The organism is Corynebacterium sp. MSK032 (assembly GCF_030232065.1).
GTDB classification, from domain to species: domain Bacteria; phylum Actinomycetota; class Actinomycetes; order Mycobacteriales; family Mycobacteriaceae; genus Corynebacterium; species Corynebacterium jeikeium_D.
Map to the genome: position 1 here is coordinate 1 of NZ_JASPJR010000019.1, position 15,049 is coordinate 15,049.

Below are 15,049 nucleotides of genomic sequence, written 5' to 3' on the forward strand. Positions count from 1 at the left end.
GCTTATATCCGCCCGATTTACCCAGCCTAATCAGCAGTAATGCTGAAAGTCAGACACACTTTTTGCTACTTAACCCTTTTTTCGTGCCATTTTTGACATAAACGCAGTCACTAACTTGCATTGGCCAGGCCGCGCAGTAGCCATAAGGCAAAGGCGACATGGCGTTCTGCAGTTATCCACAGTCTGAAAATTATCCACAGACAGCGAGGTTTTGGCTCCTTGCGAGCATCATTGAATCCGCCTTTTAGTGCACGCTATGGCCATGGCAATCAAGCAACTGTCCATGGCTCAGCGAACCGGGGCTCCAGCAAATCCAGTAGTCAACGCTGTCGATGATGAAGCGCTGCGTGAAGAGGTTGCACTCATAGTCGCTGCTACCGGTCGTGACTGTGTGCAAGAGACCGTGCCACCTGTGGCTACAGCGCCAGTGGCCGCACAAGCATTGACATCGTCGCCAGCATCACCACCAGTATCAGCCACAGCGTCAGTGCCCGCATCGACCGGAGCGGGAGTTTCATCGGCCCTGTGGCGTCGGGCACCAGCGGTGTTCGTTGATGCGTCGGCAGCCCGAAGATTAGCCGGGCGGCCTCATTGTGAGGGAGCAATCTTTCTGGTCCGCAGTGATACTGAGGCGGAAGATACGCAGGTGGCGAAGGTTTTAGCTCCTGTTTACAGCGCTAGTTTGCCCGCGGATAACGTCGATATTGTCGAACTTCTCGGCCGAGCCGAGGTACGCCCGGATGGTCCGAGGCTCTCCGATTTCCAACACGGCTCGAGCCTCCTGAACCACCAACGCACCCCAGCGTCACCTGCGAGCGCAGACGTGATTACAGCACCAGGTACAGAACCCGCACCGAACGTGCCAGCAACTACAACCGATTCCACGGCAACGTGCCTGATGTTGGTTCCTGCGGTCGGCGGTGCCGGGGCTTCCATTGTTGCGGCGGCGAGTGCATTGGTTCTATCCCGTGAAAAGCCAGTCTGTTTGGTGGACGCGGACGCACTGGCAGGAGGCATTGATCTGGTGCTCGGGATGGAAACGGAACCGGGACTGAGGTGGCAGGACTTCTCGGCTGCTGATGGCCGTCTCGACGGGGCGGCACTCTACGAAGCACTGCCATCCTGCCCACGATCACCCGCTCTGAAAGTGTTGACGTGGACTCGCAGTCGCACGCCCGAGACGACTTACAACCACGCCTCTGCGAACAACAAATTCGACAGCACCGACAGAACCGACAGGCCCGACGATGTCCGGCACATTGCCAGCACCATTAGTTGCCTTATTCATGCCGGAATTACGGTCATCGTGGACTGCCCGAAGCAGGTGGAGTACGTCACCACTCTCGGCGCGCTTGCCGATGACACCGTCATAGTCCTGCCCACCTCCGTTCGAGCCATCGCAGCCGCTGGGCACTTGGCGAGCATCTGTGCACAGGCGGGGTTCACCCCAAATCTTGCAGTGAGGTACCAGCAGCACCGCGATATCAGTGTCGAAGAGGTGGAATACGCTCTCGACCTGCCTATTGTTGGTGAGATTGAGTACTGCAAGAAGGTAGCTCACGAGATAGATGTGGGCGGGCTCGCTGGAACCGTCGGCAAGCTGACGCGGGGATTGGAAGCGATGTTTGCCCTTGTCGGCGGTGGTGGCGATGGATGACGTCAGGCTGTTGGCGGCGGTGCGGACGGCGCTTGCGGAGCGGCCTGGGGTGGCATCGCATAGCGAGGTCGCCGACATCATTCGCGCAGAGACCTCGGGGGTTGTCTCCGATGTGAAGGTGCTGGAGATTCTACGCACGATTCGCGAGGAAACAGTGGGCGCGGGTGTGTTGGATGCGCTGTTGCGACGCCCGGGTGTCAGCGATGTGCTGGTCACCGCGCCCGGCGAGGTCTGGGTCGACGCCGGCAACGGACTGGAGCGGGCCGAGATTTCCTTCGCGGACGAGGGCGAGGTGCGCGCGTATGCGGTGCGGCTCGCGTCGCGGTGCGGACGAAGGCTTGACGACGCGCAACCTTGGGCCGACGGCCATATTCCTGGTGGTGTCGGCGGCTGTGGTGTGCGAGTTCATGCGGTGCTTTCCCCACCGTCAGCGACCGGCACTCAGATTAGCCTGCGAGTGCTTCGTCCGGCTCGTCGCGGGCTTGCGGAGTTGTGCGATATCGGGCTGTTTCCACCGGAGATTCTGCCGGTGTTGCGGGGAATCGTGGCGGGACAGCTGTCGTTTATTGTCGCCGGAGGCACGGGTGCGGGAAAGACGACGCTATTGGCGGCGATGCTCTCAGAAGTTAATCCTGACCAGCGCATTGTGTGCATCGAGGACACTCCGGAGTTGCAACCGCAGCATCCCCATGTGGTGAAGCTGGTGACCAGAGCCGCCAACTTGGAGGGGGCCGGTGCGATTGGGCAGCAGGAGTTGCTGAAGCAGGCGTTGCGCATGCGTCCCGACCGCATTGTCGTCGGTGAGATTCGTGGCGCCGAAGTGGTGGATCTGCTGGCTGCGTTGAACACGGGGCATCGCGGTGGGGCAGGGACAATTCACGCCAACCGGATTGGGGATGTCGTCGCGCGCTTTGAGGCTTTGGGGTTGATCGGTGGCCTTAGTCGCGCCGGGCTGCATGCGCAGTTGGTCTCTGCGGTGCAGGTGGTGTTGGTAGTCGAACGCGCTGATGTTCGCCGGCTGGCGCAGATCGGGCTGCTGCGCGGTAACCCACCGGAGGTGGTGGAGGTTTGGACTGCTCGGGACGGGCCGGGGCCGGGGTGGGAAACGTTGCAGAAATTGCTGGTCGGCAGGGAACAGTCGGTGGAATAACCGGTGGAATAACCCGGGGGAAAAGTCAGGGGATTAGACGGGGAGATTAACAGCTATGGGGGAGGGATTTAGCGTGACCGTACTCATTGGGGGCGCGGCTGCGGCAGTCGCTATCTGGCCGGACAGCTCGGCGGCGGTGCGCTCGCGAGCGCTGGCAGGCCGTGCCCGTGAGGTGTCCTGTGGACTGAAGTGGTTGCAGCGCATGGTTGGACTTGGGGCTGGTTCCGCGGGGTCGAGCGCCGCAAGCACTGGCAGTGCGAATAGAGCTGCAGGGCTATCGATTCTCATCGTTGCAGGTCCGGCACTTGTGTTGCTATGGCTCGCCGGGATTCCAGGTGTCATAGCCGGGCTATTGCTGGGCCGCACCGCAGGGGCCGTAGTGCGCGCTGTGGGGGAGAGGCGCTGTGAACGTCGGGAAGCGGACAGCGCTGCGGTAGCGCTGGAAACCTTGACCGCGCAGTTGCGCGCAGGTGCGGCGGCCTCAAGAGCGCTCAACGCGGCAGCAGCGGAATTGCGTAGGGCAGAGGACATGACTGTGTTGGCCGATCATCTTGCGCACGCGGCGCACCGCGCGAACTTCGCCGACCCGTGGGAGAGCGAAGAGTCTTCGGAGCAACTGCGTCGGATTGGGCGTATGTGGACGGTGGCGCAGCAACACGGTCTGAGTTTGGCTGGGTTGCTGGACTGCGCGCGGGGTGATTTGCAGGCTCGTCAGGCGCATCGCTCACAGACGTCTGCTGCGCTGGCGGGACCGCGCATGACGATCGCCATCTTGGCTTCACTGCCGGTGTTCGGTTTGGTCATGGGGCAAGCGTTCGGGGCTTCCCCATTCGAGTTCCTCAGTCGCGGTATCGGAGGAATTGTGCTGGTCATCGGTGTCGGGCTGGTGTGCGCGGGCATCGAATGGGCGGTCGCCATCATCGATCGTGCGGAGGCCGGACAATGATTGCCGCCGCACTTCTCATCGCCGTCTACCTCTGCTTGCCGACGTTCAATCCCGTCCGCAGCCGACTGCCCGAATTGGTAGCCGAGTCGGATGCTCGTGTGCGAGGAGGCCTACGTCGACAGGTGACCAATCGGGTGGCGCAGATTGCCGCACAGGTGCGGGAACGTGTGCGAACTGTCATTGGCGGTGAGCGCATCAGCCCGGCTGTGCTGCTCGATGCCGCAGCGGCCCTCGACATCATTGGCGCTTGTTTGAGCTCCGGTATGCCGTTGTCGCAGGCCATGGCAGCAGCTGCCGATGGTGCAAACCCTGAGCTGGCCGAGCCACTTCGACAGTGCTCCGCCAGGTTGTCCGTGGGCGCGCACTCCACTTGGGAAAGCCTTGCTGCCACACCCGCGCTCGTGCCCCTGGCGACAGCTGGGCGCCGTGCAGCCGAATCCGGCACCGTTCTGGCGCAGGCGTTGGAGGACACCGCTGCCACGTACCGCAGTCAAGCGCACGATGCGGCGCAAGCCGTCGCCGAAAAGGCTGGTGTCCTCATTGCCGGGCCGCTGGCGTTGTGCTTTCTACCCGCGTTTGTGGTGCTGGGTTTGGTGCCCACCATCGCTGGGCTTGCCGACGAAATGTTTGCAGGACTGATGCCGTCATGAAGCGTGGGCACTTCTGCGCCAAGCCCCGCGCGCTGGCACGCGCCGGATGCGGTACTGGTTGTTTTCTCGGTTGCGTACTCGCTTGCGCGCGCGGGCCGCCTGCCGCGCTGCAATCCAAACATGCATCAACGCGCATCAACGCGCGTCAATGCACATCACACCTCACAACTGACCTGTCACTCGACATCCACACAGGGGAAAACACTCATGACCACTCAAAACTCCAACCATCCGACCAACCTTCCAACCAACTCTTCAACCAATCCGCTGACCGCTGCGCAGTCCCAGCTGCGCTCGTATTTGCACAAGCGTCTGCGCGCACTGGTAACTGAGGAAAACGGCATGTCAACCGTGGAATATGCTCTCGGAACTATTGCGGCCGCCGCTTTCGGAGCCCTGCTCTACACCGTCGTGACCGGCGGCGATATCACCCAGGCGCTCACCGACATCATCGAAAGGGCGCTCAACACCGATGTCTAGCCGCATCCGCTCTACGCTTCATCGCCTGTGCGTCGGCGACGAAGGCCAAACGACGGTAGAAACCGCTTTCGGTCTCGCGGCGCTGGTCACGGTCATGGTCACGGCTCTGTCCGGGCTGGTCACCATCGCAATGTACCTAGGGCTTACCGACGCAGCCGGAGCCATCGCACGGGCTGAGGCGCGGGGCGATGCGGAGACAGTAGCCGAGCTTCGCGCAGACGCGGATGGGCAGGTCGCGATATCGGAAACCTCCGGTACCGTGCGCGTGACCATTCGGCGCTCAGCAGGGCCATTTTCGCTGGAAGCACGCGCGGTCGCACTGCGGGAAAGAGCGGCATCGTCATGAGAAACGTGACAGCCCGCCTTCTCCGCGAAGAAGAAGGTTCCACCACGGTCGCAGCCGCACTGTTCATCGCCGCTTTCGTCGTTCTGACTTTGGTCGGAGTTACGGCCGGGGTGAGGGTGGTGCAGGCGCGGCAGGCAGCGGTAGCAGCGGATCTGGCCGCGGTGGCCGGCGCCGTGGCTGCGCAAGAGAGCGACGATGCCTGCAAAGCTGCGGGGTCAATCGCAAAAGCTAACCACGCACGCCTTGTGACCTGTGAGATTGAAGGGGAGGACGTGCAGGTCAGCGTCCAACGAAAGGAGAGAAAAGCCACGTCCAGGGCAGGGCCGGTAGCGGTGGAGGATGCTGCTACTGGCCGTCGTTAAGCGCGCGCGACACCCCACTGAGCACCTTGATTGCGCCGGCCTTGTCCAGCGGATCGTTGCCATTGCCGCACTTGGGCGACTGGATGCACGATGGGCAGCCGGATTCGCACTCGCAGGCGGCGACGGCATCGCGGGTTGCGCGAATCCACTGAGCGAAGGCCTCGTAGCCACGGTCGGCAAACCCCGCACCACCAGGGTGCCCGTCGTACACAAAAACGGTGGGCTGCTGGGTATCGGCGTGCATGACCGTGGAAACACCGCCGATGTCCCAGCGGTCGCAGGTGGCAATCAGTGGCAGCATGCCGATAGCCGCGTGCTCGGCTGCGTGAAGAGCCCCCGGCGCGATGTCGGAGCCCACGCCCCAGGAGCGCAGGGTGGACTCGGGCATTGTGTAGGCCACGGCGCGCGTGACCAAACGCTGTGGAGGGTAGTCAAGTTCAACACTGTCGAGAATCTCGCCGGTATCCAGGCGGCGAAGATAGGAGGTGACCTGGTGAAAGACCTCGACCTGGCAGGAGGCGACCTGTAGGCCCTGGTAGTGGCGCATATCGTCAACATCGAGGATGCGGATGGTGGTGTCCATGCGCGAGCTGGTGGAATAGCGTGGCTGCTCGGGGTGGACTAGGGCGACGAGGCTGTCGAAGTCCAGCTGGTCGACAAGGTAGGACTCACCGCGGTGCAAGTAGACGGCACCGTCGTGGACCTGCTGCATCGCACGGCCAAGATCGATGGTGCCAAGCAGTCGGCCATCGGTCTGGTCGACGATAGCTACTTCCTGGCCATCGCCGCCACGGACGTTCACGGCATCGTGGGCAGTGGCAATGCGCGGTCCCTCATCGCGGTCGGTCGGGTAGTAGACGGGCTCTTGTCCTTCCCAGGTGCGCTTGCGCAACCAGCCTGCGGACACCATGTCTTCGGCTACGGGCATGGTTCCCCACGCTTGAAGCTGGCTGGTGGTGACGGGTTTCTCCACAGCCGCGCAGTAGAGGTGTGACCACACCACATGCGGGTTGCGGGGATCGAAGACGGTCTTCTCCACCGGCCGGCCCAACAGTGCCGAAGGGTTGTGGACCAAGTAAGTGTCCATGGGATCATCGCGAGCCACCAACACCACCAGCGCGCCCTGTCCACGACGGCCCGCGCGGCCGGCCTGCTGCCAGAACGAAGCGACCGTTCCCGGGAAACCGGCCTGCACCACCGCGTCGAGGCCACCGACGTCAATGCCCAGCTCCAGTGCATTGGTGGTGGCCACACCTAGCAGGGTGCCGTCATCGAGCATGCGCTCGATGTCGCGGCGTTCTTCGGCTAGGTAGCCGGCGCGGTAAGACTCGATGCGCTCGGCGATATCGCTGCGGCGGCGCTTCTCCAGGCGCTCGCGCACGCCGAGCGCTACCTTCTCGGCACTGCTCCGCGAACGGGTGAAGGTCAGGGTGCGGGCGCCCTCGACAAGCAGGTCGGCCATGATATCTGCGGCCTCGGTCGGGGCGGGGCGGCGCACGGGTGCGCCGTTCTCGCCTTGGAGGTCGGGGAGCAGGCCGGGTTCCCACAGGGCGATAGTTCGCTCGCCGACCGGGGCGCCGTCTTCGGTGATGGCCTCGACAGGCTCGCCGATGAGGCGACGAGCCTGGTCAGCGGGGTCGTTGGTCGTCGCAGAGGCAAAAATCACGGTCGGCGAGGCGCCGTACTCGCGGGATAGCCGCAGGAGGCGACGCAGAATCTGAGAGACGTTGGCGCCGAACACGCCTCGATAGGCATGGCATTCGTCGACGACGATATAGCGCAGGTTGCGCAGCATCCGCGTCCACCGAACATGGTTGCCGAGCACCGAAACATGCAGCATATCGGGGTTGGTAAACACCCAACGGGCGTGGTCGCGGATGGCGCGCCGGGCGTCTTGTGGGGTGTCGCCGTCGTAAAGCGAAATCAGCGAACTCAGTGACGCCGGTGCCATCGCGCGTGCAGTGTCCAGCTGATCGGCGCCCAGCGCCTTGGTCGGGGAGAGGTACAGCGCGGTGGCCGCGGGGGTGGCGGACAGTTCTGTGAGCACGGGCAGCAGGTAGCCGAGCGATTTACCCGACGCCGTGCCCGTCGCGACGACGCAGTGCACGCCCTCGCGGGCGAGGTTCGCGGTTATCGCCTGATGAGTCCACAGGTTCTCAATTCCGCGATCTACCAGCACTTCTCTCAGCCAACTTGGCACCCACTCAGGCCAAGGCGCAGTCACGCCAGCGCGCGCAGGAAGATCCGCAATGTGCGTCACCGTCGCCCGCGGATGCGCACGAATAACCGGCCCCAGCAGCTCCCGCCCAAACGACTCCACCGACACCACCCTTTCCTGTAAACGCGCACTTTATATGCTTGACGACGCTTCCTGCCAGCCACATTCTCGCTATTCGGCACCCCAGTTTGTCAGGGCCTCGAACACGGGTTTACGGGGGTGGCGAGAAGCTGTTCCTAATCGGCGCTCGCGCCCCAAACGTGGCAGACTTTTTGAGTGTATCGCCCGCCAACGGGCACCCAGCAAAAACTCGCACGAGGCGAAAGGGTGCTTTGGCCGTGTTTACTTCATCGTGTGTGGCCGGATGCGCGTGGCGAATACTTGTTTTATCGAATCCTGAAGTTGGGAAGTTTTGTAATGGCACAGGGTACTGTGAAGTGGTTCAACTCGGAGAAGGGCTTCGGGTTTATCGCCCCAGCTGACGGTGGCAACGACGTGTTCGTTCACTACTCCGAGATCCAGGGCACTGGTTTCAAGACGCTGGAAGAGAACCAGGCAGTCGAGTTTGAGATTGGTGAGGGCCAGAAGGGTCCGCAGGCTCTGGACGTGAAGCCTCTGTAAGTCAACCGTTTCCGGGTTGAGCTGGGCTTTTGTCTGGTTTGGCGCGCGGAATTTTTGGCTTTTCAAGGTCCATGTTGTGTTCATGGGGTGAGCCTTGATTCTCCCACGTGGAAAGTAATTTCTGCGTGGGATTTTTGTATTTCTGGGGGCGTTGGGGCGATGCGAGTTACTGACTACGTTTATGACAAAAATGGTCCGAAAAATGGCTTGAAAGTGTCATAAACTCATACAGTTTCACATTTGCAGCCCGCGATCATGCGGCCGCTGCGGCGGCTGCGCCCGCTGCGGCCTGTCGTGGCCAGCCACTGACAGCCACTGGGATAATCATGGCTAGCCGCACAGCAGTCGTCGGGTCGGCAACTGCCGGCCACCGGGGATCCCCCACAGCAGCCCCTTCAGTCACACCCAAAATCCGCCCGATACTTGAGGAATCCACGCGACAAACTAGATTGTGTGTACGGTATTCCTTATATTCTTCATATTCTTTCCAGATAATCTTCCGGAGAGAACGCGGCCGGGAACTGATTTGCACTGATCGGAACCGGTTGGAACCGATTGCGGGCTTCTCACAGCTGAAGCCCAGCCAGAGTCCGGCCAAGAACCCCAAGATTTAAACGAAAACAAGAATCTAAACAGTCAAAAACATTCAACGTTGCAGGATAGAAAAACTTCTATGGCGAATTCAGACGGCCTCAAGCGCCTTGTAATTGTCGAGTCGGCGACGAAAGCTCGCAAGATTCAGCCGTATCTCGGCGATGATTACATCGTGGAGGCGTCGGTGGGCCACATTCGTGACTTGCCCCGTGGCGCAGCCGACGTTCCGGCTCGTTACAAGAAGGAGCCCTGGGCTCGTCTGGGCGTGAATGTCGACAACGGATTCGCTCCGTTGTATGTCGTCAGCGCTGATAAGAAGAAGAAAGTCGCCGACCTGAAGGCCAAGCTCAAGGAAGTCGACGAACTCTATCTCGCAACTGACCCCGACCGTGAGGGCGAGGCTATTGCCTGGCACTTGCTGGAGGTCCTGAAGCCCAAGGTGCCGGTGCGCCGCATGGTGTTCCATGAGATCACCAAGCAAGCCATCTTGGAGGCCGCCGCCAACACCCGTGAGCTGGACCAGAACCTGGTCGATGCCCAGGAAGGTCGCCGTATCCTCGACCGTCTCTACGGCTACGAGGTCTCCCCGGTGCTGTGGAAGAAGGTCATGCCGCGCCTGTCGGCAGGCCGTGTGCAGTCGGTGGCAACGCGCGTCATCGTCGAGCGTGAGCGCGAGCGCATGGCGTTTATCTCCGCTGAGTACTGGGATGTCGCCGCAACTTTGGACACCGGCTCGGCTTCTGCTGACGCCAACCAGCCGAAGGAATTCGTCGCAACCCTGACCAGCGTTGATGGTCAGCGCGTAGCGCAGGGCCGAGACTTCGATGACCGTGGCCAGCTGAAGAAGTCCGATGGCATCCGGGTCGTCGATAAGCAGCTCGCCGAAACCCTGGCGGCGGACCTCGTGGGCTCTGAGCTCAAGGTCGCGTCGGTGGAGGAGAAGCCGTACACGCGCCGCCCGTACCCGCCATTTATGACCTCCACGCTGCAGCAGGAGGCGGGTCGAAAGCTGCATTACACCTCTGAGCGCACGATGCGTGTGGCGCAGCGTTTGTACGAAAACGGTCACATTACCTACATGCGTACCGACTCCACGACGCTGTCCAAGGCCGGTATCGATGCCGCGCGTAAGCAAGCGCTGGAGCTCTACGGCTCGGAGTATGTCGCCGATGCGCCGCGCCAGTACTCGCGCAAGGTGAAGAACTCGCAGGAAGCGCACGAGGCAATTCGTCCGGCGGGAGAGACGTTCGCAACGCCGGGGCAGCTGGCGGGATCGCTGGATGCCGAGGAGTTCAAGCTCTACGAACTGATCTGGCAGCGCACGGTCGCCTCGCAGATGGCCGACGCACGCGGCACGTCCATGAAGGTCACCATCGCTGGCGCCACCGACACGCACGCCGTCGAGTTCGCCTCCACTGGACGCACGATTCGCTTCCCGGGCTTCCTCAAGGCATACGTTGAGGTCTCCGCGCTTTCCGACGGCCGCAAGGTCGCCGACAACGCTGAGAAGCGTCTGCCACAGTTGACTGAAGGCCAGGGCCTGACGGCCACGGACTTCAGTGCCGACAGCCACTCCACCAACCCGCCTGCGCGCTTCACCGAGGCCAGCTTGGTGAAGAAGATGGAGGACTTGGGAATTGGTCGTCCGTCGACATACGCGTCGATTATCAAGACCATTCAGGATCGCGGCTACGTCTACCCTCGCGGTAACGCACTGGTGCCCTCGTGGGTGGCCTTTGCCGTGGTGGGGCTGATGGAGGAAGCGTTCTCCGATCTGGTCAACTACGACTTCACCTCCGAGCTGGAGGATGAGCTCGACGGCATTGCTGCGGGCAACAAGGATCGCACGACCTGGCTGACCGGTTTCTATTTCGGTGATGACAAGGATCACCGCCACAAGGGTGCCGATGCCATTGCGACCCACGGTGGTCTGAAGAACATCATCGACGTGAACTTGGAATCGATTGATGCTCGGAAGGTCAATTCGCTCCACCTCTTCGACGATGCCGAGGGTAACCCAATCATCGTTCGCGTTGGCCGCTATGGGCCGTACCTGGAGCGCACTCGCCCGGGTACCGGTGAAAACGGTGCCGACGAGGTGCAGCGCGCCAACATCCCGGAGGCCATGACTCCGGACGAGCTGGATCTGGCCGCCGCCGAGAAGCTGCTGGCCATGCCGCAGGGTGGTCGTGAGCTGGGCATTAACCCGGCCAATGGTCGCATGATTGTTGCTCGTGATGGCCGCTACGGCCCCTACGTCACCGAGCTGGTTACCGATGAAGAGCGCGAAGGTGTCGTAGCCAAGGCTGAGGAGATCATCGCAGCTGAGCGCGCCGAAGAGGACGCTCAGCGCGCTGCCGAGGGCAAGCGAAAGAAGAACTGGGAAACCAAGACCGCTGCCAAGCAGAAGGAAAAGCGCACCGCGGAAATCATCGAGGAAACTCTGAAGCCGAAGACGGCCTCGCTGTTTTCCTCCATGGAGCCGTCGACTGTCACGCTGGAAGAGGCTCTGAAGCTGATGAGCCTGCCGCGCGAGGTCGGTGTCGACCCGGTCGATAACGAGGTTATTACTGCTCAGAATGGCCGTTACGGTCCGTACCTGAAGAAGGGCACGGACTCGCGTTCACTGGCTAACGAAGAGCAGATTTTCACCGTGACATTGGACGAGGCGCGTCGTATCTACGCTGAGCCGAAGCGCCGCGGTCGCGCTGCTGCGAAGCCGCCGCTGAAGCAGCTGGGCGACAACGATGTCTCCGGTCGCCCGATGTCGGTGAAGGATGGCCGATTCGGTCCGTACGTCACCGATGGTGTCACCAATGCTTCGCTGCGCAAGGGGGATACGCCTGAGACTCTGACCGATGCCCGCGCCTGCGAGCTGCTGTCTGAGCGCCGCGCGAAGGAAGCCGCCGATGGTGGCACTAAGAAGGCTGCGAAGAAGTCGACTCGCAAGACCACGAAGAAGGCTGCGAAGAAGACCACCAGGAAGGCAGTCAAGCGCACCACCAAGCGAGTGGTGAAGGCAACGCGTAAGGGCAAGTAGCGCATTGACCGTTAGCCGCGGCAGGGGCGAAATGGGTGCAGAGCACTTAAGCGCCCGGCGCCCCCTGCGGAGCTGGTGCGCCCGGCGCCTCCTGCGGAGTTGGCTTGGGGCCACCGACCCCGGCCACCTCCGCCCGCATCGTCGGCCCGTACGACAGCCGGCGATGCACCTTCTCAAACGGCCCCTGCATGCCGCGACGCTCCATCGCCCACGCGGCCAACAGTGTCACCAACCAGACGCCTACAGCGATGAGCGTTTGCACGAACGCGCCCATGTCGCGCGGGATATCCAGCATAAACGGGTACACCAGCACAAAGAAGATCACCGACTGCATCAGGTAGCCGGTCATCGAACGCTTGCCGAGCGCCACAATCGGCACCAGCCAACCTGGTACAGCGGCGCCCTCGTTCAGGCGTCGCTGGAGCGGCTGCAGCGCCAACGCCAGCCCGGCTAGGATGCCAGGACCGGCGAACACTCCGGCAAAGTTATTAATTACCAAGAAGGCCATGTGCTGTCCGGCTGGAAGAACTCCAATCGCTGCCAACCCCATAGGGATACCGACACCGAAGGCGACAATCACGGCCACCACGAGCCACCGAATAAGCAGGGGACGGTGCGCGTCAACGTCGTCAAGCACGCCTTTGCGCGCCCACACGAAGCCAATCATCATCACCGGCAGGTAGAGGAACAGCTGTAGCGGCAGAGTAGTGATGCTCATTGTCAGGGCCTCGAGATTCGCGGCGAGCATATCCAGGTAACTTGTTTCAATCGCACCGCCGTTGACGAGCTCGGTCATGTCGGAACCGTCCAACCCGACGTCGGGCATCGCAATTGTGAAAACCAAAAACAGCAGGCTCAATACCGCATTAACTGTCAGCGCAATCCATGCGAGGATAGTCAGCACTTTGTTGCTAAGCCCCATAAGCAGCCCCAGGATGATGCCGCAGATGCCGTAGAGAAACATGATGTCGCCAAAGAACAGAAACAGCATGTGCGCGATGCCGAACAGCCCCAGGAACGCATAACGCTTTACGACGACCACTCGCGCCCGCGACCGTGGAAAGTTCCTCCTGGCCAAACTGCGGACAATGAGTCCGACACCGAAGCCGAGCAGCGTTGCGAACATCGGCAGCCCGCGGCTATGTGCGGTCACAGCGGTAAACAGCACGGTGGCCTTGTCGGCGATGCTGTCGTTTATGACGCCTCCGAAGAATGCTGCGGGCAGTTCGGGATCTGCAACCAGCCAGGCAGTGGCAATGTTCGCGATTGCGATGCCGAGGAGAGCGAATCCGCGAGCGGCATCGGGGACGAGCATGCGAGGTCTGGGGTTGGTGCTAGAGCTGGAGCGGCTGTCAGTCATTCCTCCAACGTAAAGGATTTGCGGGAGGGTACGCAGGTTGGCGAGACCGACGAGTCCGCTGCCCCCTAGGCCTCGTCGGCAAGCGTCGGGCGCACCGGGCGTGCAAGCTGCGTCATGTGCGTACGGCCGCGCAGCTCCACGGACTTCAGGGTGGTCCAGCGAGCCTGCTCGTCCTCGTTGGCCAGGCGAATGGTGGAAGCTGTGGCGAGCACGCGGCCCGGGGTGTCCTTGGCCAGCTCGGTCAGACGGGCAGCCTGGTTAACCGCGTCACCAATAACCGTGTATTCAAAACGGTCGCGGGCACCGATGTGGCCGGCAACGACGTGCCCGGCGGAGACGCCGATACCCGCGGTGAGCTGGAGGTCGAGCAGTTCCTCGCGCAGTTCACGGGCGGCTGTGAGGGCGTGCCCAGCAGTGTCATCGAGGGGCAGGGGAGCGCCGAAGACAGCCAGGGCCGCGTCACCCTGGAACTTGTTGATAATGCCCTTATTGCGGTGCACACAGTCAACAACGTGGTCGAAGAAGGCATTGAGCTCACGGACAACGACTTCTGGCGAGTTCTTCTCCGCGAAGTTGGTCGAACCAATCACGTCCACAAACAGCACCGCGACGAGGCGATTCTCGCCGCCCAACGTCGGCTTTTCTTCCAGAGCCTTACGGGCGACCTCAGACCCGACATAGCGGCCGAAGAGGTCACGGACCCGCTGACGCTCCTGCAGGCCACGCATCATTTCATTGAAACCCGCCTGGAGAACGCCCATCTCGGAGCCGTCGTAAATAGGCACGCGCGTATCCACCTGGCCCTGGCGGACCTTGTTAATCGCACCCGTGAGATCACGAATCGGGTCGACGATGGACATAGTGGCCAACATCGTGCCGAAATAGCCGGTAATCAGAGCCAGAATTGCCAGCGCGGTGATGGTGGGCAGCAAATCTGCCGCGTCATCTGTGAATAGACCACGGCGCTGACCTATCAGCACAAGCAGGATTGCTACCACTGGAACACCGCTGGTCAACACCCACGTCTGGCGCAGGCGGTGGCCAATCGGTGGCTCCAGCGAAGAATCCGGGGCCCTACGCGCCAGCGCCTCCACAGCAACCGGACGCACCATGCGCTCCGCAATTAGATAGGTCAACAGTGCCACCATGGCGCCACCGAGCACCGAGGTGAGCAGCACCATCAGGCCAATCTTGCTGTCATAGGCGAACGCGACTCCACTGAAGACAATCACGCCCAGAGACCAGATGACGGTACCCAAGAGTGCCTGATAGACAGGCACGCGCATGACCAGATATCGTACCCGCCGCGGATCGTGCATATCCGGATGACGCTGCCATTTCACCAGCGGTTTGAACAGGATCCACGTGGTGCCGATGCCCGCGATAATCGCCAGAACCAGGTACCCAGCCAGGGCATAAATGACACCATTGGCCAACCGTGGCAAGTGAGTTTCTTGGTTCAGTGGCAACAGCATGCCGAGGAACAAGCCGACAATCATGGCTCCGACAAGGTTGCAGACGAAGATAAATGAGGCATAAGCAGGCCACATTGTCCCGCTTAGCCATTTCAGATTTCGCCAGAGCCGTTGCATGATTACTACCTTAGTGGCAACCCCGGATTGCAG

13 protein-coding genes are annotated in these 15,049 nt (G+C 61.6%); 9 read left to right on the plus strand and 4 right to left on the minus strand.

Annotated elements, in window-relative coordinates; all coding sequences use genetic code 11:
- Positions 1-262 precede the first annotated feature (262 nt).
- From QP995_RS10060 to QP995_RS10090, 7 genes are all read left to right on the plus strand, one after another.
- Positions 263-1,657: a CpaE-like family protein gene (locus QP995_RS10060; RefSeq protein WP_284853166.1), complete on the plus strand. Its 1,395-nt coding sequence runs from the start codon at positions 263-265 to the stop codon at positions 1,655-1,657.
- Positions 1,650-2,807, plus strand: coding sequence for a TadA family conjugal transfer-associated ATPase (locus tag QP995_RS10065; RefSeq protein WP_284853167.1), 1,158 nt, complete (start codon positions 1,650-1,652; stop codon positions 2,805-2,807). Before QP995_RS10060 ends, QP995_RS10065 begins: the two co-directional genes overlap by 8 nt.
- Positions 2,808-2,880: 73 nt before the next feature.
- Positions 2,881-3,753, plus strand: a complete 873-nt coding sequence (locus tag QP995_RS10070) for a type II secretion system F family protein (RefSeq protein ID WP_284853168.1) — start codon at positions 2,881-2,883, stop codon at positions 3,751-3,753.
- Positions 3,750-4,403: a type II secretion system F family protein gene (locus QP995_RS10075; RefSeq protein WP_049193085.1), complete on the plus strand. Its 654-nt coding sequence runs from the start codon at positions 3,750-3,752 to the stop codon at positions 4,401-4,403. The genes QP995_RS10070 and QP995_RS10075 overlap by 4 nt, the downstream gene beginning before the upstream one ends.
- Before the next feature lie 207 nt (positions 4,404-4,610).
- Positions 4,611-4,883 (plus strand): DUF4244 domain-containing protein, encoded by a 273-nt coding sequence (locus QP995_RS10080; protein WP_049193086.1) that lies wholly within the window; start codon positions 4,611-4,613, stop codon positions 4,881-4,883.
- Entirely contained in the window at positions 4,876-5,229 is a 354-nt protein-coding gene (locus QP995_RS10085; RefSeq protein ID WP_053092999.1) for a TadE family type IV pilus minor pilin, read from the plus strand. Before QP995_RS10080 ends, QP995_RS10085 begins: the two co-directional genes overlap by 8 nt.
- Positions 5,226-5,591 carry an Rv3654c family TadE-like protein gene (locus tag QP995_RS10090; RefSeq protein WP_070827629.1) on the plus strand — a complete coding sequence of 122 codons (366 nt, stop codon included), beginning with the start codon at positions 5,226-5,228 and terminating at the stop codon, positions 5,589-5,591. The genes QP995_RS10085 and QP995_RS10090 overlap by 4 nt, the downstream gene beginning before the upstream one ends.
- On the opposite strand, the gene QP995_RS10095 is transcribed toward QP995_RS10090, so the two are convergent.
- Positions 5,575-7,911, minus strand: a complete 2,337-nt coding sequence (locus QP995_RS10095) for a DEAD/DEAH box helicase (RefSeq protein ID WP_284853169.1) — start codon at positions 7,909-7,911, stop codon at positions 5,575-5,577. The two genes, QP995_RS10090 and QP995_RS10095, sit on opposite strands and share 17 nt — an antisense overlap.
- 315 nt (positions 7,912-8,226) lie before the next feature.
- Between QP995_RS10095 and QP995_RS10100 the strand changes: the two genes are divergently transcribed.
- The gene (locus QP995_RS10100; protein WP_005511370.1) at positions 8,227-8,430 is read left to right on the plus strand and encodes a cold-shock protein; all 204 of its coding nucleotides are present in this window, start codon (positions 8,227-8,229) and stop codon (positions 8,428-8,430) included.
- A gap of 253 nt (positions 8,431-8,683) precedes the next feature.
- Here the strand turns inward: QP995_RS10100 and QP995_RS10105 are convergent, their stop codons facing one another.
- A complete protein-coding gene (locus QP995_RS10105; protein ID WP_224784285.1) occupies positions 8,684-8,833 on the minus strand; it encodes a hypothetical protein in 150 nt (49 codons plus the stop codon).
- 270 nt (positions 8,834-9,103) lie between these two features.
- Between QP995_RS10105 and topA the strand changes: the two genes are divergently transcribed.
- Entirely contained in the window at positions 9,104-12,064 is a 2,961-nt protein-coding gene (topA, locus tag QP995_RS10110) for a type I DNA topoisomerase (RefSeq protein WP_049189499.1), read from the plus strand.
- A gap of 46 nt (positions 12,065-12,110) precedes the next feature.
- Here the strand turns inward: topA and QP995_RS10115 are convergent, their stop codons facing one another.
- Both QP995_RS10115 and QP995_RS10120 read right to left on the minus strand, forming a co-directional pair.
- The gene (locus QP995_RS10115; protein ID WP_395893668.1) at positions 12,111-13,424 is read right to left on the minus strand and encodes a DUF418 domain-containing protein; all 1,314 of its coding nucleotides are present in this window, start codon (positions 13,422-13,424) and stop codon (positions 12,111-12,113) included.
- A gap of 65 nt (positions 13,425-13,489) precedes the next feature.
- Complete coding sequence (locus QP995_RS10120; protein WP_256885201.1) at positions 13,490-15,016, minus strand: adenylate/guanylate cyclase domain-containing protein; 1,527 nt, start codon at positions 15,014-15,016, stop codon at positions 13,490-13,492.
- Positions 15,017-15,049: the final 33 nt, after the last annotated feature.

What these genes read in the sequence shown, in the direction of transcription:
- QP995_RS10060 (WP_284853166.1), top strand. Translation starts at nt 263, where the DNA reads ATGGCAATCAAGCAACTGTCCATGGCTCAGCGAACCGGGGCTCCAGCA.
- QP995_RS10065 (WP_284853167.1), top strand. Translation starts at nt 1,650, where the DNA reads ATGGATGACGTCAGGCTGTTGGCGGCGGTGCGGACGGCGCTTGCGGAG.
- QP995_RS10075 (WP_049193085.1), top strand. Translation starts at nt 3,750, where the DNA reads ATGATTGCCGCCGCACTTCTCATCGCCGTCTACCTCTGCTTGCCGACG.
- QP995_RS10080 (WP_049193086.1), top strand. Translation starts at nt 4,611, where the DNA reads ATGACCACTCAAAACTCCAACCATCCGACCAACCTTCCAACCAACTCT.
- QP995_RS10085 (WP_053092999.1), top strand. Translation starts at nt 4,876, where the DNA reads ATGTCTAGCCGCATCCGCTCTACGCTTCATCGCCTGTGCGTCGGCGAC.
- QP995_RS10090 (WP_070827629.1), top strand. Translation starts at nt 5,226, where the DNA reads ATGAGAAACGTGACAGCCCGCCTTCTCCGCGAAGAAGAAGGTTCCACC.
- QP995_RS10100 (WP_005511370.1), top strand. Translation starts at nt 8,227, where the DNA reads ATGGCACAGGGTACTGTGAAGTGGTTCAACTCGGAGAAGGGCTTCGGG.
- topA (WP_049189499.1), top strand. Translation starts at nt 9,104, where the DNA reads ATGGCGAATTCAGACGGCCTCAAGCGCCTTGTAATTGTCGAGTCGGCG.
- QP995_RS10115 (WP_395893668.1), bottom strand. Translation starts at nt 13,424, where the DNA reads ATGACTGACAGCCGCTCCAGCTCTAGCACCAACCCCAGACCTCGCATG.
- QP995_RS10120 (WP_256885201.1), bottom strand. Translation starts at nt 15,016, where the DNA reads ATGCAACGGCTCTGGCGAAATCTGAAATGGCTAAGCGGGACAATGTGG.